Consider the following 21,854-nt stretch of genomic DNA (forward strand, 5'->3'; position numbering starts at 1 on the left):
CCGTCACGACCGGAAGGAACCCCAACCCGTGGCAACTCTGCACTGGGACCCCATCGACGATCGCGCGGTCGACACGGCGCGCGTGCTCGCAGCCGACGCCGTGGAGAAGGTCGGCAACGGCCACCCCGGCACGGCGATGAGCCTCGCGCCCGTCGCGTACCTGCTCTTCCAGAAGGTGATGCGCCGTGACCCGGCCGACCACGACTGGCTCGGGCGGGACCGCTTCATCCTCTCCGCGGGCCACAGCTCGCTGACGCAGTACGTCCAGCTCTACCTCGCCGGCGACGGCCTCGAGCTGACCGACCTCGAGGCGCTGCGCACCTGGGGCTCGAAGACCCCGGGCCACCCCGAGTACGGCCACACGGCCGGCGTCGAGATCACGACCGGGCCGCTCGGCCAGGGCCTCGCGTCCGCGGTCGGCTTCGCCTACGCCTCACGGTACGAGCGCGGGCTGTTCGACCCCGAGACGCCCGCCGGCGAGAGCCCCTTCGACCACCACGTGTACGTCATCGCGAGCGACGGCGACCTCGAGGAGGGCGTGACGAGCGAGGCCTCCTCGCTCGCCGGGCACCAGCAGCTCGGCAACCTCGTCGTCATCTACGACTCGAACCAGATCTCGATCGAGGACGACACCGACATCGCCTTCACGGAGGACGTGGCGAAGCGCTACGAGGCCTACGGCTGGCACGTCCAGACGGTCGACTGGAAGAAGACCGGCGAGTACGTCGAGGACGTCGCCGAGCTGAACGACGCCGTCGAGGCCGCGAAGGCCGAGAGCGGCAAGCCGTCGATCATCATCCTGAAGACGATCATCGGCTGGCCCGCGCCGAACAAGCAGAACACCGGCAAGATCCACGGCTCGGCGCTCGGCGCCGACGAGCTCGCCGCGACCAAGGAGGTCCTGGGCTTCGACCCCGCGCAGAGCTTCGTCGTGGCCGACGAGGTCATCGGGCGCACGCGCGGGAACGCGGCCGACCGCGCCGCCGAGGCCAAGAAGGCATGGCAGGCGTCGTTCGACGCGTGGGCGTCGGCGAATCCCGAGCGCAAGGCGCTGCTCGACCGGCTCGAGGCCGGCGAGCTGCCCGAGGGCCTGGAGGACGCGCTCCCCGTGTTCGAGCCCGGCACGGACGTCTCGACGCGCGCCGCATCGGGCAAGGCCATCAACGCGCTCGCCGCGCACCTCCCCGAGCTCTGGGGCGGGTCGGCCGACCTCGCGGAGTCGAACCTCACGACGATCAACGGCGCACCGTCGTTCATCCCGTCCGAGCACTCGACGCACGAGTTCCCCGGCAACCGGCACGGACGCGTGCTCCACTTCGGCATCCGCGAGCACGCCATGGGTGCCATCCTGAACGGGATCGTGCTGCACGGGCCGACGCGCGCCTTCGGCGGCACGTTCCTCATCTTCAGCGACTACATGCGCCCCGCGGTCCGCCTCGCGGCGCTCATGCAGATCCCGTCGATCTTCGTCTGGACGCACGACTCCGTCGCGCTCGGCGAGGACGGCCCGACGCACCAGCCGATCGAGCAGCTCTCCGCACTGCGCGCCATCCCGAACCTCTCGATCGTCCGCCCGGGCGACGCGAACGAGACGGCCTGGGCCTGGCTCGAGATCCTCAAGCGCCGCGGCGGCCCCGCGGGCATCGCGCTGACCCGCCAGAACATCCCGGTGTTCGAGCGCGGCGAGGGCGAGGCATCCGGCGACACGCTCGCTGCGGCCTCGAACGTCTCGAAGGGCGCGTACGTCCTCGCCGAGGCGTCGTCGGGCGAGCCCGACGTCATCCTGATCGCCACGGGCTCCGAGGTCCAGGTCGCGCTCGCCGCGCGCGAGCAGCTCGCCGCCGAGGGCGTGTCGGCCCGCGTCGTTTCGGCACCGAGCCTGGAGTGGTTCGAGGAGCAGGATGCCGCGTACCGCGAGTCGGTCCTGCCGAGCTCGGTCACCGCGCGCGTGAGCGTCGAGGCCGGTCTCGCGCTCACGTGGTACCGCTACCTCGGCTCGCGCGGCCGCGCCGTGTCGATCGAGCACTTCGGCGCCTCCGCCGACTACAAGACCCTGTTCCGCGAGTTCGGCATCACGCCTGAGCACGTCGTGGCCGCCGCGAAGGAATCGCTCGCGTCGAGCTGACCGAGCACGAAGGAGACATCATCATGAGCACCACCCCCACCGCCGCCCTGTCGCAGGCCGGCGTCAGCATCTGGCTCGACGACCTCTCGCGCGAGCGCATCGCCTCGGGCGGCCTCGAGCGGCTCATCGCCGAACGCGACGTGGTCGGCGTCACCACGAACCCGACGATCTTCGCCGGCGCGCTCGCCAACGGCGACGCCTACCGCGACCAGGTCGCGGCGCTCGCCGCCGACGGCGCCGACGTCGACCGCGCCGTCTTCGAGATCACCACCGACGACGTGCGCGACGCCGCCGACCACTTCCGCCCGATCTACGACCGCACGGACGGCTACGACGGCCGCGTGTCGATCGAGGTCTCCCCCGACCTCGCCAACGAGACCGACGCGACCATCGCGGAGGCGCACCGCCTCTGGGACAAGGTCGACCGTCCCAACGTCATGATCAAGATCCCCGCGACGCGGGCGGGCCTGCCGGCGATCACCGCGGCGATCGGCGCGGGCATCAGCGTCAACGTGACGCTGATCTTCAGCCTCGACCGGTACCGCGAGGTCATCGACGCGTACCTGACCGGGCTCGAACAGGCGAAGGCGGCCGGCATCGACCTGTCGACGATCCACTCCGTCGCCTCGTTCTTCGTCTCCCGGGTCGACACCGAGATCGACAAGCGGCTCGAGGCGATCGGCTCGCCGGAGGCGATCGCCCTCAAGAGCCGGGCCGGCGTGGCCAACGCCCGCCTCGCGTACGAGCTGTACCTCCAGCAGTTCGCCGCGCCGCGCGCGATCGCGCTGCTCGACGCCGGCGCCAACCGGCAGCGCCCGCTGTGGGCCTCGACGGGCGTCAAGGACCCGGCGCTGCCCGACACGCTCTACGTGACCGAGCTGGTCGCCCACGGCGTCGTGAACACGATGCCCGAGAAGACGCTCGAGGCGACCTTCGACCACGGCGTGGTCGAAGGCGACACGGTCACCGGCGCCTTCGCCGACGCGGGCCGCGTCCTCGACGCGCTCGCCAGCGCGGGCGTGGACTACGACGACGTCACGGAGCTCCTCGAGCGTGAGGGCGTCGACAAGTTCATCGTCTCGTGGAACGAGCTCCTCGACACCGTGCGCTCCGCCCTGGAGGCAGCTCGGTGAATGTCCGGATCTCCGTGAACGGCCCTGCGGCCGACGCGGTGCGCCGGATCGTGCCGCAGCTCGTGGCCGACCGGGTGGCGACGGGCATCACCTCGCTCGACGCGAGCCTCTGGGGGCCGGCGGCCGAGGAGGAGGCTGCGAAGCGGCTGGGATGGACCGAGGCGATCGCCGTGTCCCGGCCGCTCCTGCCCGAGATCGCGGCGCTCCGCGACGAGCTCCGCGGGCGCGGGATCGACCACGTCGTGCTCGCCGGCATGGGCGGCTCCTCCCTCGCTCCCGAGGTCATCGCCCGCACGGCGGGCGCCGAGCTCACCGTGCTCGACTCGACCGAGCCCGACCAGGTGCGTGCCGCGATCTCGGACCGCCTCGAGCGCACGGTGCTCGTCGTGTCCTCGAAGTCGGGATCGACCGTCGAAACGGACTCGCAGCGCCGCGTCTACGAGCAGGCGTTCCTCGACGCGGGCATCGACCCCGCGACGCGCATCGTCGTCGTGACGGACCCCGGTTCGCCGCTCGAGGAGGCCGCCCGCGCCGCGGGGTACCGGGTGTTCACCGCCGACCCGACGGTCGGCGGCCGGTACTCGGCGCTCACCGCGTTCGGACTCGTGCCGACCGGCCTCGCCGGCGTCGACCTCGGCGAGCTCCTCGACGAGGCGGAGGCGATCGAACTCGCCCTCGCGATCGACACGGAGGAGAACCCGGGTCTCGTCCTCGGCGCCGCGATCGCAGCGGCCGAGCCGCGACGCGACAAGCTCGCGATCGTCGCCGACGGCACGCATGTCGTCGGCTTCGCCGACTGGGCCGAACAGCTCATCGCGGAATCGACCGGCAAGTCGGGGACGGGCATCCTGCCCGTCGTCCTCGGTGCGGACGCTCCCGAGCTGGGGTCGCGTCCGTCCGACCTGCAGGTCGTGCGCCTCGTCGACGACGCGGGCACCGAGCGGTTCGTCGACGGGACCGACGGGGAGATCCGCGTGTCGGGCACCCTCGGCGCGCAGCTGCTCGCCTGGGAGTACGCGACGGCGGTGGCCGGGCGGCTGCTCGGCATCAACCCGTTCGACCAGCCCGACGTCGAGTCGGCGAAGGTCGCGGCGCGCGGTCTCCTCGAGACCCGGCCCGAGCCGATGCCCGCCGCGTTCGTCGCCGAGGGGATCGAGGTCCGCGGCACGCCCGACGTGATCGGCGCGGCCAGCGACCTCGCCTCGGCGATCGAGGTCCTGCTCGAGGAGGTCCCGGCCGACGGGTATCTCGCCGTGCAGGCCTACGTCGATCGCGTCGCGCACCCCGGGTTCGCCGAGCTCCGCGACCTGCTCGCCGAACGCGGCGGTCGCCCGGTGACCTTCGGGTGGGGGCCGCGCTTCCTGCACTCCACCGGCCAGTACCACAAGGGCGGTCCCGCGCACGGCGCGTTCCTGCAACTCGTGCAGCGCCCGACCGACGACCTGGCCGTCCCCGGTCGACCGTTCACGTTCGGCGATCTCATCGCCGCCCAGGCCTCCGGCGACGCCTCCGTCCTGGCCGAGCACGGCCGGCCGGTCCTCACACTCACCCTGCCCGATCCGAGCGCCGGCCTGCGGTCGCTGCGCGCGGCCATCGGCTGACCCTGGAGCACGCATGCATCCGGTCGAGATCACTGCGACGCACAACCCGTTGCGATCGCCCAAGGACTACCGCCTGAACCGGATCGCCGGCCCGTCGAGCCTCATCATCTTCGGCGTCACCGGCGACCTCTCCCGCAAGAAGCTCATGCCGGCGGTCTACGACCTCGCGAACCGGGGGCTGCTGCCTCCCGGCTTCGCCCTGGTCGGCTTCGCCCGACGCGAGTGGGAGGACCAGGACTTCGCCCAGGTCGTCCACGACTCCGTCAAGAAGTACGCCCGCACCGAGTTCCGCGAGGACGTCTGGAACCAGCTCGTCCGCGGCATCCGCTTCGTCCAGGGGACGTTCGACGACGACCAGGCGTTCGCGCGCCTCCGCAGCACGGTCGACGAACTCGACCGCGAGCGCGGGACCATGGGCAACCACGCCTTCTACCTGTCGATCCCGCCGAAGTCGTTCCCGCAGGTGACGGAGCAGCTCAAGCGCTCCGGCCTCACCGAGCAGAAGGGCGACCAGTGGCGGCGCGTCGTCATCGAGAAGCCGTTCGGGTCCGACCTGAAGACGGCGATCGAGCTGAACGACGTCGTCGCGTCGGTCTTCCCGCCCGACTCGGTCTTCCGCATCGACCACTACCTCGGCAAGGAGACCGTCCAGAACATCCTCGCGCTGCGGTTCGCCAACCAGCTCTACGAGCCCATCTGGAACGCCAACTTCGTCGACCACGTGCAGATCACGATGGCCGAGGACATCGGCGTCGGCGGCCGTGCGGGCTACTACGACGGCATCGGCGCGGCGCGCGACGTCATCCAGAACCACCTGCTGCAGCTGCTCGCGCTCACCGCGATGGAGGAGCCGATCTCGTTCGACGCCGCGGACCTCCGCTCCGAGAAGGAGAAGATCCTGCGCGCCGTTCGGCTGCCCGATGACCTTGCGACGGCCACCGCACGCGGACAGTACTCGGGCGGATGGCAGGGCGGCGAGAAGGTCACCGGCTTCCTCGACGAGGACGGGATGAACCCGGAGTCCACGACCGAGACGTACGCGGCCATGAAGCTGCTCATCGGCACGCGCCGTTGGGCCGGCGTGCCGTTCTACCTCAGGGCGGGCAAGCGGCTCGGGCGCCGGGTCACCGAGATCGCGGTCGTGTTCAAGCGGGCGCCGCAGCAGGTCTTCGCCGACAGCCAGACCTCGCAGCTCGGCCAGAACGCGCTCGTGATCCGGGTCCAGCCCGACGAGGGCGTGACCATCCGCTTCGGATCCAAGGTGCCCGGCGCGGGCATGCAGGTCCGCGACGTGACGATGGACTTCGGGTACGGCCACGCCTTCACCGAGGCCAGCCCCGAGGCGTACGAACGCCTCATCCTCGACGTGCTCCTCGGCGACCCGCCCCTCTTCCCCCGCCAGGAGGAGGTCGAGCTGTCCTGGAAGATCCTCGACCCGATCGAGGAGTTCTGGGCCTCGCAGGGACGACCCGAGCAGTACAAGCCCGGTTCCTGGGGCCCGGCCTCGGCCGACGAGCTCCTCGCCCGCGACGGACGCACCTGGAGGCGCCCATGATCGTCGAACTGCCCGACACGACCACGAGCCAGGTCTCGAAGACGCTCGTGAAGATCCGAGAAGAGGGCGGCGTCGTGGCGCTCGGCCGCGTGCTCACCCTCGTGATCGCGACGACGCACGATGCCGAGGAGGAGGCGATCGAGGCCGCGAACGACGCGTCCCGTGAGCATCCGATGCGCGTCATCGTCGTCTCGACGGCGGGCGAGTCCGATCCCGACGTCAGCCGCCTCGACGCGGAGATCCGCGTCGGCGGCGATGCGGGAGCGAGCGAGGTCGTCATCCTCAGGGCGAGCGGCGACGCGGCGCAGGACGAGCAGGGCCTCGTGATGGGGCTCCTCCTGCCCGACGCCCCGGTCGTCACCTGGTGGCCGGGCACCGCGCCCGAGGTTCCGGGCGACTCCCCGCTCGGCCGGATCGCCCAGCGGCGCATCACGGATGCCTCGATGCAGCCGGACCCGCAGGCCGCCCTCGATGCGCTCGCCGCGAGCTACCGACCGGGCGACGCCGACTTCGCGTGGACGCGGCTCACGCTGTGGCGGGCCCAGCTCGCGGCGGTGCTCGACCAGCCGCCCTACGAGCCGGTGACGACGGTGCAGGTGACCGGGTCCATCGACTCCCCGTCGACGACGCTCCTGGCGGCGTGGCTGTCGATGCAGCTCGGCGCTTCGACGAACTGCGCGCTGACCGGCCTCGAGCACGGGTCGCACGGCATCCGAGGGGTCTCCCTGGGCCGCGCGACGGGGCCGATCGAACTCGTGAGGGACGTGCCGGGGGTCGCCACGCTGCGGCAGCCCGGCCAGCCCGTCCACGACGTCGCGCTCCCGCGCCGCAGCCTCCGCGACTGCCTCGCCGACGAGTTGCGCCGCCTCGATCCCGACGAGTTGTACGGTGAGGTGATCACCCGGGGACTCGGCCTGCTCCCCGACCACCGCACCCCTGCGAGCGAAGGAGCCACCGCATGACGAACGAGCGGCGCGTACTCGTCCATCCCGACAAGGACACCCTCGCCGGGGCGGTCGCCGCTCGCTTCATCACCAAGGTCCTCGACCTGCTCGACGTGCAGGAGACGATCCACGTGGTCCTCACCGGCGGTTCGATGGGCGCAGCCGTGCTCGAGGCCGTGCGCTCGTCCCCCGCGCACAAGTCCGTCGACTGGCAGCGCGTGCACTTCTGGTGGGGCGACGAGCGCTGGGTGCCGTCGGGCGACGACGATCGCAACGACCGGCAGTCGCGCGAGGCGCTGCTCGATGCGCTGCAGCTGCCCGAGGAGCACATCCACCCGTTCCCGGCCTCGGATTCGGGCCTCTCGCTCGACGAGGCGGCCGACGCGTACGCCGCCGAGCTCGCGGAGTTCGGTGCCGACGGCCTCCCCCACCCGGTGTTCGACATCGTGTTCCTCGGCGTGGGCCCCGACGGGCACATCGCCTCACTGTTCCCGCACCGGTCGGGCATCCAGGTCGTCGACCGGCCGGTCATCCCCGTACGCGAGTCGCCGAAGCCTCCGCCCGAGCGCCTCAGCCTCACGCGGCCGGTCATCAACGCGGCGCAGCGCGTCTGGCTGGTGCTCGCCGGCGCCGACAAGGCCTCGGCGCTCGGACTCGCCCTCGCCGGGGCGAGTCGCGACGAAGTGCCCGTCGCCGGGATCAAGGGCCGGCGTCGCACGGTCTTCTTCGTCGACCAGGACGCCGCGGCCGAGGTGCCCGACGCGCTCATCGCCCGCGACTACTGAACACTCCACGTCGCCAACGCGACGGTCTGCACGACGAAGGGCCGCCCGGAGGGGCGGCCCTTCGTCGTTCCCGTGATCGGGTTCAGTCGTTCGAGGCGGTGCCTCGCCGTGCGCGGAGCTGCTGCAGCGCCTCTTCGAGGAGGGCGGCCGCCTCCTCCTCGCTGCGACGCTCCTTCACGTACGCGAGGTGGGTCTTGTAGGGCTCGAGCTTCGCGACGGCGGGAGGGTTGTCCTTGTCGCGACCGGCGGGCAGCCCGGTCGACGGGCTGTCGATGACGTCCGGGATCTCCTCCTCGGGCACGTTCGCTGCGAAGTACCGCACGGTCTCGTTGCCCTGGGCGTCCCAGTAGCTCACGGCGACGCGCTCGGCGTGGAAGCCACGGTCCTGCTCGCCCATCGGCCCCGACCCGACCCGCGAACCGCGGATCGCACTGTTTCCAGAAACCACGTCTCCTCCGTCAGATTCCGGCGTCGAACTTGGTGATGAGGCCGAGCACCACAATGCACGTCACCCAGACGAGCCCGAGGACGATCGTGATGCGGTTGAGGTTGCGCTCCGCGACCCCGGACGCGCCGAGGTTCGAGGTGACGCCGCCGCCGAACATGTCGGACAGCCCGCCTCCACGGCCCTTGTGCAGCAGGATCAGGAGCGTGAGCAGGATGCTCGTGAGGCCGAGCAGCACCTGCAGGACGACCTGGAGAATCTCCACGGTGAAACCTTTCCGGGCATGACCGGGTATGTCGATGCCGCCTGTCGAGTATAGCCGCAGCGCCGTCCGGCCCACGCCCGTGCGGGCGCGGCCGGACGGCGCGGCGGCGGGATCGGGGCCCGGCTCAGGCCCCGACGTGCTTCTTGAAGCGGACGATGCTCGAGAACTCGTCGAGGTCGAGGCTCGCGCCGCCGACGAGGGCGCCGTCCACGTCGGGCTCGCGCATGAAGGCCGCGATGTTGGCCGCCTTCACGGAGCCGCCGTAGAGGATGCGGGTCGACGCTGCGAGCTCGGCCCCGGCGATCTCGGCGAGCACGCCGCGGAGCGCCGCGGCGACCTGCTGCGCCTGCTCGGGCGTGGCCGCCTGGCCCGACCCGATGGCCCAGACCGGCTCGTACGCGACGACGAGCCCCTTCGAGACGTCGACCCCCTCGAGCGCGGCGCGGAGCTGCGCCACCGGGACGGCGCTCGCACCGTGCTGCTCGAGGTCCTCGGCCGTCTCTCCGACGCAGAGCACCGGCACGAGGCCGTGGCGGTGCGCGGCGACCACCTTCGCGTTCACGACGTCGTCGGTCTCGGCGTGCATCGTGCGACGCTCCGAGTGCCCGATGATGACGTACGCGCAGTCGAGCTTGGACAGGAACGCCCCCGACACCTCGCCCGTGTAGGCGCCGGAGTCGTTCGCCGAGAGGTCCTGCGCGCCGTACTTCACGGGCAGGTCGTCGGCGGCGACGAGCGTCTGCACCGACCGCAGGTCGGTGAAGGGCGGGAAGACCGCCACCTCGGCGTCGGCGAAGTCGTGCTTGGCGTCGGAGAGGTTCCACGCGAGCTTCTGCACGAACGCGATCGCCTGCAGGTGATCGAGGTTCATCTTCCAGTTGCCCGCGATGAACGGGGTGCGGGTCACTGCCATCCGAGGACCTCCAGTCCGGGGAGTTTCTTGCCTTCGAGGAATTCCAGGCTCGCGCCGCCGCCGGTCGAGATGTGGCCGAAGGCCGATTCGTCGAATCCGAGCTGGCGCACGGCCGCCGCCGAGTCGCCGCCGCCGACCACGCTGAGGCCGTCGACGTCGGTGAGTGCGGATGCCACGGCGCGCGTGCCGTCGGCGAACGGCGCCAGTTCGAACACGCCCATCGGGCCGTTCCAGAACACCGTCTTCGCGCCGCGGACGCGGTCCGCGAACGCGGCCGACGTCTCGGGACCGATGTCGAGACCGAGGCCTGACGCGCCGAACGGCGTCTCCTCGATCGCGTCGGCCGCGGCGACCACGTGGTCGGCCTCGGCCGAGAACGACGCGGCGACCACGACGTCCGTCGGCAGCACGATGTCGACGCCGCGCTCCGCGGCATCCGCGAGGTAGCCCCTCACGGTGTCGAGCTGGTCGGCCTCGAGCAGGCTCGAGCCGACCTCGTGGCCCTGCGCGGCGAGGAAGGTGAAGAGCATGCCGCCGCCGATGAGCAGCGCGTCGACGCGCGGCAGCAGGTGCTCGATGACGCCGAGCTTGTCGGACACCTTCGACCCTCCGAGCACCACCACGTAGGGGCGCTCGGGGTTCTCGGTGAGCCGGTCGAGCACGTCGAGCTCCGCTGCGATCAGGAGGCCGGCCGCGCTCGGGCGCAGCTGCTCGAGCTCGTAGACGCTCGCCTGCTTGCGGTGCACGACGCCGAAGCCGTCGGAGACGACCGAATCGGCGAACTCGGCGAGCTGCCCGGCGAAGGCGGTGCGCTCGGCCTCGTTCTTGCTGGTCTCGCCGGGGTTGAAGCGCAGGTTCTCGAGCACGAGCACCTCGCCGTCCCCGAGCGCGGCGACCTTCGCCGCGGCGTCGTCGCCGACCGTGTCGGTCGCGAACCCCACCGGCACGTCGATGAGCTCGCCGAGGCGGGCCGCGACGGGCGCGAGGCTGTACTTCGGGTCCGGCGCGCCGTCGGGGCGGCCGAGGTGGGAGATCACGATCACCTTGGCGCCCTGTTCGACGAGCGCGGTGAGCGTGGGGACCGACGCGCGCACGCGGCCGTCGTCCGTGATGACCCCGTCCTTCAGTGGGACGTTGAGGTCGCAGCGGACGACGACACGCGTGCCGGCGAGCGGACCCAGGGAATCGATGGTCCTGAGGGTCACGTCTGCTCCCTCAGAGTCGCTCGGCCACGTACTCGGTGAGGTCGACGAGGCGGTTGGAGTAGCCCCACTCGTTGTCGTACCACGACGAGAGCTTGACCTGGTCGCCGATCACGCGCGTCAGCCCCGCGTCGAAGATCGACGAGTGCGGGTCGGTGACGATGTCGCTCGAGACGATCGGGTCCTCGGTGTACTTCAGGATGCCCTTCATCGGGCCCTCGGCGGCCTTCTTGTAGGCGGCCTTGACCTCGTCGACCGTGACCGGCCGGGAGGCCGTCACCGTGAGGTCGGTGATCGAGCCGGTGGGGACCGGGACGCGCAGCGCGAACCCGTCGAGCTTGCCCACGAGCTCGGGCAGGACCAGGCCGATGGCCTTGGCCGCGCCGGTCGAGGTGGGCACGATGTTGATCGCCGCGGCGCGCGCCCGGCGGAGGTCCTTGTGCGGGCCGTCCTGCAGGTTCTGGTCGGCCGTGTAGGCGTGGATCGTGGTCATCAGGCCGCGCTCGATGCCGAACTCGTCGTTGAAGACCTTGGCGAGCGGGGCCAGGCAGTTCGTGGTGCACGAGGCGTTCGAGATGATGTGGTGCGCAGCGGGGTCGTACGAGTCCTCGTTGACGCCCATCACGAACGTGGCGTCCTCGTCGGTCGCGGGAGCCGAGATGAGGACCTTCTTCGCGCCGGCCTCGAGGTGCTTGCGCGCGTCGGCCGCCTTGGTGAAGAAGCCGGTCGACTCGATGACGATGTCGACGCCGAGGTCGCCCCACGGCAGGTTGGCGGGGTCGCGCTCGGCGAACGCCCTGATCGACTTGCCGTCGACGATGAGGTGCTCGTCGTCGTACTCGACGGTCGCGTCGAGGCGCCCGGTGATCGAGTCGTACTTCAGCAGGTGCGCGAGCGTCTTGTTGTCGGTGAGGTCGTTCACCGCGACGATCTCGAGGTCCGCGCCCTGCGCGAGTGCGGCGCGGAAGTAGTTGCGGCCGATGCGGCCGAAGCCGTTGATGCCGATCTTTACAGACACAGGAATTCTCCCCTGTTGTGATAGGCGCGAGCGCGCTTGTTGGAGATGGTTCTGACCGGACGGCGGTGTCCCCGGACGGCGTCCGGGGACACCATCCGCTATGACAGTAGCAGCAGGCCTGAGGTCTTCTCAGTGGCGGCCCGGAAGCGCTGCTGGACGTTCTCCCAGCTCACGATGTTCCAGAACGCCTTCACGTAGTCGGCGCGCACGTTCTTGTAGTCGAGGTAGTACGCGTGCTCCCACACGTCGAGCATCAGCAGGGGCACGATGCCGGCCGGGAAGTTCGCCTGCTGGTCGAAGAACTGGACGATGATCAGGCGCTGCCCGATCGAGTCCCACGCCAGCACGGCCCAGCCGGAGCCCTGCACGCCGAGCGCGGTCGCGGTGAAGTGCGCCTGGAACTTGTCGAACGAGCCGAAGTGGTCGTCGATCGCCGAGGCGAGCTCGCCGGTCGGCGCGTCGCCGCCGTCGGGCGACATGTTGGTCCAGAAGATCGAGTGGTTGACGTGACCGCCGAGGTTGAACGCGAGGTCCTTCTCGAGCTTGTTCACGTTGGCCAGGTTGCCGGAGTCGCGCGCCTCGGCGAGCTGGGCGAGCGCCGTGTTCGCACCGGTCACGTAGGCCTGGTGGTGCTTCGAGTGGTGCAGCTCCATGATCGTGCCGCTGATCGACGGCTCGAGGGCCGCGTAATCGTAGGCGAGCTCAGGGAGGGTGTAGTCAGCCATTGCTTCTCCTTGTCAGCAGCCGGGTGAACCGGACGTCTGCCCGGGGACCGCGGCGTTCTCGATCCTATGCCCGTGCTCGGGCCGGATGACGGGGGTTGACGGCCTTCGGCCGCCGTTCGGGCATCGTTCAGACGTCGTCGAGGTCGGCGGGCAGGTTCGCCTCGGTGCCGGGCACGCCGAGTTCGACGGCTCGCTTGTCGGCCATCGCGAGCAGGCGCCGGATGCGTCCCGCGACCGCGTCCTTCGTCAGCGGCGGGTCGGCGTGGTGGCCGAGCTCGTCGAGGCTCGCGTCCCGGTGCGCCAGTCGGAGGTCGCCCGCGTACTTCAGGTGGTCGGGGATCTCGTCCCCGAGGATCTCCATGGCGCGTTCGACGCGCGCGCACGCGGCGACCGCGGCCTGCGCGGATCGGCGCAGATTGGCGTCGTCGAAGTTCACCAGTCGGTTCGCCGTCGCGCGCACCTCACGGCGCTGGCGCAGCTCCTCCCAGTTCCGGACCGTCTGGTCGGCGCCCATGAGGGCGAGCATGGCGCTGATCGCCTCGCCGTCCCGGATCACGACCCGGTGCACGCCGCGCACCTCGCGGGCCTTCGCGGAGACGCCGAGGCGACCGGCGGCGCCCACGAGCGCCATCGCCGTCTCGCCGCCGGGACAGGTGACCTCGAGCGCGGCCGACCGGCCCGGATCGGTGAGGCTCCCCCGCGCCAGGAAGGCGCCGCGCCACACGGCCGCGACCTCGTCGCGCGAGCCGGTCGTGAGCTTGTTCGGAAGCCCGCGCACGGGACGACGGCGCGCGTCGAGGAGCCCCGTCTGCCGCGCGAGCGTCTCGCCGCCCTCCAGCACGCGCACCAGGTACTGGTTCGTCCGGCGCAGGCCGGAGGCGGAGATCACCGAGACGTCGGGTCGGACGCCGTACAGCTCGCCCAGGTCGCGGGTCACCCGGCGCGCGATGGACGGCGCATCGAGCTCGGCCTCGATGGCGATCCGGCCCGAGATGATGTGGAGTCCCCCGGCGAATCGGAGCACGGATGCCAACTCCGCGGCACGGACCGAGGTCCGGGTGACCTCGATCTTCGCCAGCTCCTCTTTCACCTCAGCGGTCAGGGCCACGTGGTCGTCCTCTCTGTGTTGCGTCGGCGCCGTCGGCGCACGTTCATTCCCGTCCGAGATCGCGGTGCTTCACGCTGACCGCGAGCCCCGGGATCGATCTCAGGCGCGCCGCGAGCTCGCGGACGAGGGCCACCGAGCGATGCTTGCCGCCGGTGCAGCCGAGCGCGATCGTCGCATGGCGCTTGTTCTCACGCTGGTAGCCCTCGAGGACCGGACGCAGCGCTGCGACGTACGCGTCGAGGAACTCGCGCGCGCCCGGCTGGCCGAGCACGAACTCGGCGACCTCGGGATCCTCGCCGGTGTGCGAGCGCAGTTCCGGCTCCCAGAACGGGTTCGGCAGGAAGCGCGCATCGGCGACGAGGTCGGCATCCGGCGGCAACCCGTACTTGAATCCGAAGCTCTGCACGATGACGCGCAGCCCGGCGCGGTCCTCCTCGGCGAAGGTCTCGGTGACGAGGGTCGCGAGCTGGTGGATGTTGAGGTCGGAGCTGTCGACGATGATGTCGCTCGATTCGCGCACCTCCGCGAGCCGGGCGCGTTCGGCCGTGATGCCGTCGAGGAGCGTGCCGTCGCCCTGCAGCGGATGCGGCCGCCGCACCGACTCGAACCGCCGGACGAGGACGGCGTCGTTCGCGTCGAGGAAGACGACCCGGACGTCGACCTTGTCGCGGAGCGACTCGACCATCTCCTGCAGCTCGGAGAAGAAGGTGCCTCCGCGGATGTCGACGACGGCGGCGATGAGCGGCAGCGACGCCCCGGCCCGCTGCGCGAGCTCGACGAGCGGGCGCAGCATCTGCGGCGGGAGGTTGTCGACGACGTACCAGCCGAGGTCCTCGAGCGCGTCGGCGACGGTGGAGCGGCCCGCCCCCGACATCCCCGTGACGATGAGCATCTCCTGGCGATCGCCGTCGGTCATCTCGCTCGGCGCTCCCTTCCTGCGTTCCCCCGGTGGTCCAGCCTAGTCCGCGGCGGAGCGGCGCGATCCCTCCAGGTGGGCTCGGACCGCCGAGGCGAGGCTCGGGCCGATGCCGGGAACCTCGGCGATGGCGGACTCGTCCGCCTCGCGGAGCCGCGCGACCGAGCCGAAGTGCTTCAGGAGCCCCTTGACCCGGGCGGGACCGAGCCCCGGCACCTCCGACAGGATGGTCGTGATGTCCCGTTTGCGGCGCTGCCGCTGGTGCGTGATCGCGAAGCGGTGGGCCTCGTCGCGGACGCGCTGGAAGAGGAACAGGGCGTCGCTGTTGCGCGGCAGGATCACCGGGAAGTCGGAGCCGGGCGTCCAGATCTCCTCGAGTCGCTTGGCGATGCCGCAGAGGTAGACGCCCTCGACGCCGGACTCGCGGAGCGCCCGCTCGGCCGCGGCGACCTGCGGCTGTCCGCCGTCGACCACGAGCAGGTTCGGCCGGTACGAGAACTTCGCGCGTCGCGGGGAGACCACCGCGTCGCCCTCGCCCACCGCGTCGGCTCCGCTCACTGCAACGCCCTCGCTCGCCGCGTGGGACGAACCGCCGTGCTCGCCGCCGCCGAGATCCGTCGAGGCATCCGTCGCGACCTCACCCTCACCGGCCGGCGCGAGGTAGGCGAGCCGGCGCGTGAGCACCTGGTGGATCGAATCGGTGTCGTCGGTGGTGCTCGGGATGGTGAATCGGCGGTACTCGTCCTTCCGCGGGAGGCCGTCCTCGAAGACGACCATCGACGCGACGACGTTGGTGCCGCTCAAATGCGAGACGTCGAAGCACTCGATCCGCAGCGGGGCATCGGCCATGCCGAGCGCCTCCTGGATGTCCTCGAGTGCGCGGGAGCGGGCGGTGAAGTCGGCGCTCCGGCGCGTCTTGTACAGCACGAGCGTCTGTCGCGCGTTCTGGGTCGCCGTCTCGAGCAACGCCGCCTTGTCGCCCCGCTTGGCCGCTCGGAGCCGCACCTTCCGCCCGCCGAGGGCCGCGAGCCATCCCTCCAGCGCCTCCGCGTCGTCGGGCAGCGAGGGGACGACGACCTCGGCCGGCGGACGGATGTCGTCGCCATAGGCGTTCTGCACGACCGAGTCCACCAGGTCGCCGAGACCCATGTCGAGCTCCGTGTCGACGGTCCAGGAGCGCACGCCCCGGATCCGCCCGCCGCGGACCATGAAGAGGTGCACGGCCGCCGCGAGCTCGTCGTGGTCGATTCCGAACACGTCGACGTCGACGTGGTCGCGGAGGACGACCGCGCTCTTCTCGAAGAACGACTCGGCCGCCTGCAGCTCGTCGCGCCGCCGCGCGGCGGTCTCGTAGTCCTGCACCGCAGCGGCCGCGCGCATCTGCTGCGTGAGGTCGGTGATGATGCGGCGGTCCTGGTTCTGCATGAACGCGACGAACCGGTCGACGTTGGCCCGGTGCTCGGCGATCGTGACCCGGCCCGAGCACGGGCCGAAGCACCGCCCGATCTGCCCGGCGAAGCAGGGCTTGCCGGTCTGCATGGCCCGCTTGTAGTCGGAGTCCTTGCAGGTGCGGATCGGGAAGAGCTTCAACAGCAGGTCGAGCGTCTCGTTGACCGCCCAGACCTTGGGATACGGGCCGAAGTACCGCGCACCCGGGATGCCGCGCCGCCGCGTGACGATCGCGCGCGGCGCCTCGTCGGCGAGCGTCACCGCGAGGTACGGGTAGGACTTGTCGTCGCGGTACTTGACGTTGAACGGCGGGTCGAACTCCTTGATCCACGTGTACTCGAGCTGGAGCGCCTCGATGTCGTTGCCGACGACCGTCCACTCGACGGATGCCGCGGTCGTGACCATGCGGCGCGTCCGCTCGTGGAGCGTGTGCAGCGGTGCGAAGTAGTTCGACACCCGCGCGCGCAGGTTCATGGCCTTGCCGACGTAGAGCACGCGGCGCTCGGCGTCGCGGAACCGGTAGACGCCCGGATCGGTCGGGATCTCCCCCGGCCGCGGACGGTACGGGACGGTGTTCGCCATGCTCAGCTGGCGGCGACCGCCGGGCCGGCGGCGGCCTCGAAGATCTCGCGGAGGAAGAACCCCGTGTGGCTCTCGTGGACCTCGGCCACCTGCTCGGGCGTGCCGGTCGCGACGACCTGGCCGCCGCCCGACCCGCCCTCGGGACCGAGGTCGATGATCCAGTCGGCGGACTTGATCACGTCGAGGCTGTGCTCGATCACGATGACCGTGTTGCCCTTCTCGACGAGCTTGCCGAGCACCTTGAGCAGCTTCCGCACGTCCTCGAAGTGCAGGCCGGTCGTCGGCTCGTCGAGCACGTAGACGCTCCGACCGTTCGACCGGCGCTGGAGCTCGGTGGCGAGCTTCACGCGCTGCGCCTCGCCACCGGAGAGCGTCGTCGCGCTCTGCCCGAGCTGGACGTAGCCGAGGCCGACGTCGACGAGGGTCTTGAGGTAGCGGTGGATCGCGGAGATCGGCTCGAAGAACTCGGCCGCCTCGCTGATCGGCATCTCGAGCACCTCGGCGATGTCCTTGCCCTTGTAGTGCACCTGCAGCGTCTCGCGGTTGTAGCGCTTGCCGCCGCACACCTCGCACGCGACGTACACGTCGGGAAGGAAGTTCATCTCGATCTTGATCGTGCCGTCACCCGAGCACGCCTCGCAGCGGCCGCCCTTGACGTTGAAGCTGAACCGACCGGGGAGGTAGCCGCGGGCCTTGGCCTCGGCCGTCTCGGAGAACAGCGTGCGGATGCGGTCGAACACGCCCGTGTAGGTCGCCGGGTTGGATCGCGGCGTGCGGCCGATCGGCGCCTGGTCGACGTGCACCACCTTGTCGAGGTGCTCGAGTCCGCTCACGCGTCGGTGCTTGCCCGGCACCTTCCGCGCCCCGTTGAGCCGGTTGGCGAGCACGCGATAGAGGATGTCGTTCACGAGCGACGACTTGCCCGACCCGCTCACGCCCGTCACCGCGGTGAACGTGCCCAGCGGGAACTCGACGTCGACGCCGCGGAGGTTGTTGGCCTGCGCGCCCTCGACGCGGATCACGCGGGACGAGTCGACCGGACGGCGCGTCGGCGGGATCGCGATCTCCTTGCGGCCGGCGAGGTAGTCGCCCGTGAGCGACTCGGTGTTCTTCATCAGGTCGGCGTAGCTGCCGCTGTGCACGACCGTGCCGCCGTGCACGCCCGCCCCGGGTCCGATGTCGACGATCCAGTCGGCCGTGCGGATCGTGTCCTCGTCGTGCTCGACGACGATCAGCGTGTTGCCGAGGTCGCGGAGGGCCACGAGGGTGTCGATGAGCCGGCGGTTGTCGCGCTGGTGCAGGCCGATGCTCGGCTCGTCGAGCACGTAGAGCACCCCCGTGAGGCCCGAACCGATCTGGGTGGCGAGCCGGATGCGCTGCGCCTCGCCGCCGGAGAGGGTGCCTGCCGCGCGTGCGAGGTCGAGGTAGCTGAGTCCGACGCGGATGAGGAAGTCGAGTCGGAGCTTGATCTCGCGGAGCACCTGCGCCGCGATCGCCTGCTCGCGATCGGTCAGCTCGAGGCGGTCCATGAACGCGCGCGCGTCGTGCAGGCTGAGTCGGCACACGTCGGCGATCGAGGCGTCGTGGACGAGGACCGCGAGCACCTCGGGCTTCAGCCGGTCGCCGCGGCACACCGGGCAGGGGATCTCGCGGAGGTACTCGGCCCAGCGCGCGCGCTGCACGTCGGTCTCGGCCTGGAGGTACTGGCGTTCGATGTAGGGCACGACCCCCTCGAAGCCCGAGGTGTAGCTCATCTCGCGGCCGTACCGGTTGCGCCAGCGCACGCGCACCTCGAAGTTGTCGCCGCGGAGCACGGCGTGGCGGGCGTCCTCGTCGAGCTCTTCCCACGGGGTGTCGAGCGAGAAGCCCAGGTCGCGGGCCAGCCCGTCGAGGAGCTTCTCGTAGTAGTTGTAGAGGCTCTTGCCCTGCGAGGTCCACGGCAGGATGACGCCCTCGGCGATGCTCAGCGCCGGATCGCCGAGCAGCAGGTCCTCATCGACGGACATCCGCGTGCCGAGCCCGGAGCACTCGGGGCACGCCCCGAACGGGGCGTTGAACGAGAACGTGCGCGGTTCGACCTCGGTGAGCGCGATCGGGTGCTGGTTGGGGCAGCTGAGCTTCTCGGAGAAGGTCTGCCACGCGGCATCCCCCTCGCGGTCGACGTAGTTGACCTGCACCACGCCGTCGGTCAACCGCAGCGCGGTCTCGAGCGAGTCGGTGAGCCGGCCGAGGATGTCGTCGGACGCCACGAGCCGGTCGATCACGACGGAGATGTCGTGCTTGACCTGCTTCTTCAGCTTCGGCGCCTCGTCGAGGCGGATCAGCTCGCCGTCGACCACCGCGCGGGAGTAGCCCTGCCCCGAGAGCTCGCGGAAGAGGTCGACGAACTCGCCCTTCTTCTGCGAGACGACGGGGCTGAGCACCTGGAACCGCGTGCCGGACTCGAGCTCCATCAGGCGGTCGGCGATCTGCTGCACCGTCTGCCGCTGGATGCGCTCGCCGCACACCGGGCAGTGGGGCACGCCGATGCGCGCCCACAGCAATCGCATGTAGTCGTAGATCTCGGTGATCGTGCCGACCGTCGATCGCGGGTTGCGGTTCGTGGACTTCTGGTCGATCGAGACCGCCGGGCTGAGCCCCTCGATGAAGTCGACGTCGGGGCGGTCGACCTGGCCCAGGAACTGCCTGGCATAGGCCGAGAGCGACTCGACGTACCGGCGCTGGCCCTCGGCGAAGATCGTGTCGAACGCCAGCGAGGACTTGCCCGAGCCCGAGAGGCCCGTGAACACCACCATCGCATCCCGGGGGATCTCGACGTCGACGTCGCGCAGGTTGTGGACGCGTGCCCCGCGGACGCTCAGGCGCGAATGGGCATCGAGACGTGAAACTGGCACCCTACGAGTCTACGAACGGCCTCCGACACTCTCGCCGTGAGCGCACCTGCTGAGAGCGAACACACGTTCGATCCGCGCGTTCGCCGGGCCGCTCGCGCCCGCCGCCGCCGGGTCAAGCGAGGTGCCCGGCCTTCTCCATCTGGCGGAGCTCGCGTTTCAACTCCGACACCTCGTCGCGCAGGCGCGCGGCCAGCTCGAACTTCAGCTCGCCGGCGGCCTCGAGCATCTGGTCGTTGAGGTCGCGGATGAGCTCCTCGAGGTCGTTCGCCCCGGCTGCGGCGATGCCGTCGCGCTTCATCGGCACCGGCGAGCTCTTCCGCCCGTCGCGCCCGGCGAGGAGCGCGGCCGTGTCGGCCTCCTCGCGTGCGAGCACCTCGGTGATGTCGGCGATGCGCTTGCGGAGCGGCGTCGGGTCGATCGCATTGACGCGGTTGTACTCGAGCTGCATGTCGCGCCGCCGATTGGTCTCGTCGATCGCGAGCTGCATCGACTCGGTCATCACGTCGGCGTACATGTGCACCTGGCCCGAGACGTTGCGGGCCGCGCGCCCGATGGTCTGGATGAGCGAGGTCGAGGAGCGCAGGAACCCCTCCTTGTCGGCATCGAGGATCGCGACGAGTGACACCTCGGGCAGGTCGAGTCCCTCGCGGAGGAGGTTGATGCCGACGAGCACGTCGTACACGCCCGCTCGCAGCTCGGTGAGGAGCTCGACGCGGCGGAGCGTGTCGACGTCGGAGTGCAGGTACCGCACGCGCACGCCCGTCTCCGTGAGGAAGTCGGTCAGCTCCTCCGCCATGCGCTTGGTGAGCGTCGTGACGAGCACGCGCTCGTCGCGGTCGGCACGCGACCGGATCTCCTCCAGCAGGTCGTCGATCTGCCCCTTCGTCGGCTTCACGACGATCTCGGGATCGACGAGGCCCGTCGGGCGGATGATCTGTTCGACCACGCCGTCGGCGATGCCCATCTCGTACCGTCCCGGCGTCGCGGACAGGTACACCGTCTGCCCGACGCGGTCCTTGAACTCGTCCCACTTCAACGGTCGGTTGTCGAGCGCGCTCGGCAGTCGGAAGCCGTGCTCGACGAGCGTGCGCTTCCGCGAGGCGTCGCCCTCGTACATCGCGCCGATCTGCGGGACGGTGACGTGCGACTCGTCGATCACGACGAGGAAGTCGTCGGGAAAGTAGTCGAGGAGGCAGTGCGGCGCCTCCCCCGGCGCACGACCGTCGATGTGGCGCGAGTAGTTCTCGATGCCCGAGCAGAAGCCGATCTGCTCCATCATCTCCAGGTCGAACGTCGTCCGCATGCGGAGCCGCTGCGCCTCGAGCAGCTTGCCCTCGCGCTCGAGCTCCTGCAGTCGTTCGTCGAGCTCGTCGCGGATCGTGCCGATCGCGCGCTGCATGACATCGACGCTCGCGACGTAGTGCGAGGCCGGGAACACCGGCACCGCGTCGAGCTTGGCCACGACCGTGCCGGTGAGCGGGTGCAGGCTGTGCAGCGCCTCGACCTCGTCTCCGAACATCTCGATCCGAATCGCGTGCTCCTCGTAGACGGGGATGATCTCGATCGTGTCGCCGCGCACGCGGAAGGTGCCGCGGGAGAAGTCGACGTCGTTGCGCTGGTACTGCATCGACACGAACTTGCGGATGAGCCAGTCGCGATCGACCCGCTGGCCGACCTGCAACGGCATCATCGCGCTGAGGTACTCCTCTGGCGTGCCGAGGCCGTAGATGCAGGAGACCGTCGACACCACGACCACGTCGCGTCGACTCAGCAGCGAGTTCGTCGTCGAGTGCCGGAGACGCTCGACCTCGGCGTTGATCGAGGAGTCCTTCTCGATGAACGTGTCCGTCTGCGGGACGTACGCCTCGGGCTGGTAGTAGTCGTAGTACGAGACGAAGTACTCGACCGCGTTGTTCGGCATGAGCTCGCGGAACTCGTTGGCGAGCTGCGCCGCGAGCGTCTTGTTGTGCGCGAGGACGAGCGTCGGCCGCTGCACCTGCTCGATGAGCCAGGCGGTGGTCGCCGACTTGCCGGTGCCGGTCGCGCCGAGCAGCACCACGTCGGTCTCTCCGGCGTTGATGCGCGCCGCCAGGTCGCCGATCGCCTGCGGCTGGTCACCGCTCGGCGCGTACTCGCTGATGACCTCGAACGGGCGCACGGAACGGGTGGACTGCATGCCTCCGAGTCTAGGATC

The 21,854-nt window shown here is 70.5% G+C and carries 17 protein-coding genes; 6 read left to right on the forward strand and 11 right to left on the reverse strand.

Annotated elements, in window-relative coordinates; all coding sequences use genetic code 11:
* Positions 1-28 precede the first annotated feature (28 nt).
* From tkt to pgl, 6 genes are read left to right on the forward strand one after another with little or no spacing between them, the layout of a single operon-like run.
* Entirely contained in the window at positions 29-2,125 is a 2,097-nt protein-coding gene (tkt, locus tag ABME02_RS04905) for a transketolase (RefSeq protein ID WP_353814156.1), read from the forward strand.
* Between the two features lie 23 nt (positions 2,126-2,148).
* Positions 2,149-3,258, forward strand: a complete 1,110-nt coding sequence (gene tal / locus ABME02_RS04910; RefSeq protein WP_353814157.1) for a transaldolase — start codon at positions 2,149-2,151, stop codon at positions 3,256-3,258.
* On the forward strand, positions 3,255-4,859 hold the full coding sequence (locus ABME02_RS04915) for a phosphoglucose isomerase-related protein (protein WP_353814158.1): 1,605 nt from the start codon (positions 3,255-3,257) through the stop codon (positions 4,857-4,859). Before tal ends, ABME02_RS04915 begins: the two co-directional genes overlap by 4 nt.
* Before the next feature lie 13 nt (positions 4,860-4,872).
* Positions 4,873-6,414, forward strand: a complete 1,542-nt coding sequence (zwf, locus tag ABME02_RS04920; RefSeq protein WP_353814159.1) for a glucose-6-phosphate dehydrogenase — start codon at positions 4,873-4,875, stop codon at positions 6,412-6,414.
* A complete protein-coding gene (locus ABME02_RS04925) occupies positions 6,411-7,376 on the forward strand; it encodes a glucose-6-phosphate dehydrogenase assembly protein OpcA (protein WP_353814160.1) in 966 nt (321 codons plus the stop codon). The genes zwf and ABME02_RS04925 overlap by 4 nt, the downstream gene beginning before the upstream one ends.
* A complete protein-coding gene (pgl, locus tag ABME02_RS04930) occupies positions 7,373-8,143 on the forward strand; it encodes a 6-phosphogluconolactonase (RefSeq protein WP_353814161.1) in 771 nt (256 codons plus the stop codon). Before ABME02_RS04925 ends, pgl begins: the two co-directional genes overlap by 4 nt.
* Before the next feature lie 82 nt (positions 8,144-8,225).
* On the opposite strand, the gene ABME02_RS04935 is transcribed toward pgl, so the two are convergent.
* The 11 genes from ABME02_RS04935 to uvrB all read right to left on the reverse strand — a co-directional run bounded on the left by ABME02_RS04935 (position 8,226) and on the right by uvrB (position 21,836).
* Positions 8,226-8,591: an RNA polymerase-binding protein RbpA gene (locus ABME02_RS04935; RefSeq protein WP_166548841.1), complete on the reverse strand. Its 366-nt coding sequence runs from the start codon at positions 8,589-8,591 to the stop codon at positions 8,226-8,228.
* Positions 8,592-8,601: 10 nt separating this feature from the next.
* Positions 8,602-8,853: a preprotein translocase subunit SecG gene (gene secG, locus ABME02_RS04940; protein WP_353814162.1), complete on the reverse strand. Its 252-nt coding sequence runs from the start codon at positions 8,851-8,853 to the stop codon at positions 8,602-8,604.
* 124 nt (positions 8,854-8,977) lie between these two features.
* A complete protein-coding gene (gene tpiA, locus ABME02_RS04945; RefSeq protein ID WP_353814163.1) occupies positions 8,978-9,766 on the reverse strand; it encodes a triose-phosphate isomerase in 789 nt (262 codons plus the stop codon).
* Positions 9,757-10,971: a phosphoglycerate kinase gene (locus ABME02_RS04950; protein WP_353814164.1), complete on the reverse strand. Its 1,215-nt coding sequence runs from the start codon at positions 10,969-10,971 to the stop codon at positions 9,757-9,759. The genes tpiA and ABME02_RS04950 overlap by 10 nt, the downstream gene beginning before the upstream one ends.
* A gap of 10 nt (positions 10,972-10,981) precedes the next feature.
* Positions 10,982-11,986: a type I glyceraldehyde-3-phosphate dehydrogenase gene (gene gap / locus ABME02_RS04955; RefSeq protein WP_353814165.1), complete on the reverse strand. Its 1,005-nt coding sequence runs from the start codon at positions 11,984-11,986 to the stop codon at positions 10,982-10,984.
* 98 nt (positions 11,987-12,084) lie between these two features.
* Entirely contained in the window at positions 12,085-12,711 is a 627-nt protein-coding gene (locus ABME02_RS04960) for a superoxide dismutase (RefSeq protein ID WP_353814166.1), read from the reverse strand.
* A gap of 127 nt (positions 12,712-12,838) precedes the next feature.
* Positions 12,839-13,819: a DNA-binding protein WhiA gene (whiA, locus tag ABME02_RS04965; RefSeq protein WP_353814168.1), complete on the reverse strand. Its 981-nt coding sequence runs from the start codon at positions 13,817-13,819 to the stop codon at positions 12,839-12,841.
* Positions 13,820-13,862: 43 nt separating this feature from the next.
* Complete coding sequence (gene rapZ, locus ABME02_RS04970; RefSeq protein WP_353814169.1) at positions 13,863-14,735, reverse strand: RNase adapter RapZ; 873 nt, start codon at positions 14,733-14,735, stop codon at positions 13,863-13,865.
* Positions 14,736-14,777: 42 nt separating this feature from the next.
* Positions 14,778-16,766, reverse strand: coding sequence for an excinuclease ABC subunit UvrC (gene uvrC, locus ABME02_RS04975; RefSeq protein WP_353814170.1), 1,989 nt, complete (start codon positions 16,764-16,766; stop codon positions 14,778-14,780).
* Between the two features lie 2 nt (positions 16,767-16,768).
* Positions 16,769-19,660, reverse strand: coding sequence for an excinuclease ABC subunit UvrA (uvrA, locus tag ABME02_RS04980; RefSeq protein ID WP_353814171.1), 2,892 nt, complete (start codon positions 19,658-19,660; stop codon positions 16,769-16,771).
* A gap of 112 nt (positions 19,661-19,772) precedes the next feature.
* Entirely contained in the window at positions 19,773-21,836 is a 2,064-nt protein-coding gene (uvrB, locus tag ABME02_RS04985) for an excinuclease ABC subunit UvrB (protein ID WP_353814172.1), read from the reverse strand.
* Positions 21,837-21,854 lie beyond the last annotated feature (18 nt).

It is taken from the genome of Agromyces zhanjiangensis (assembly GCF_040496055.1).
GTDB lineage: Bacteria > Actinomycetota > Actinomycetes > Actinomycetales > Microbacteriaceae > Agromyces > Agromyces zhanjiangensis.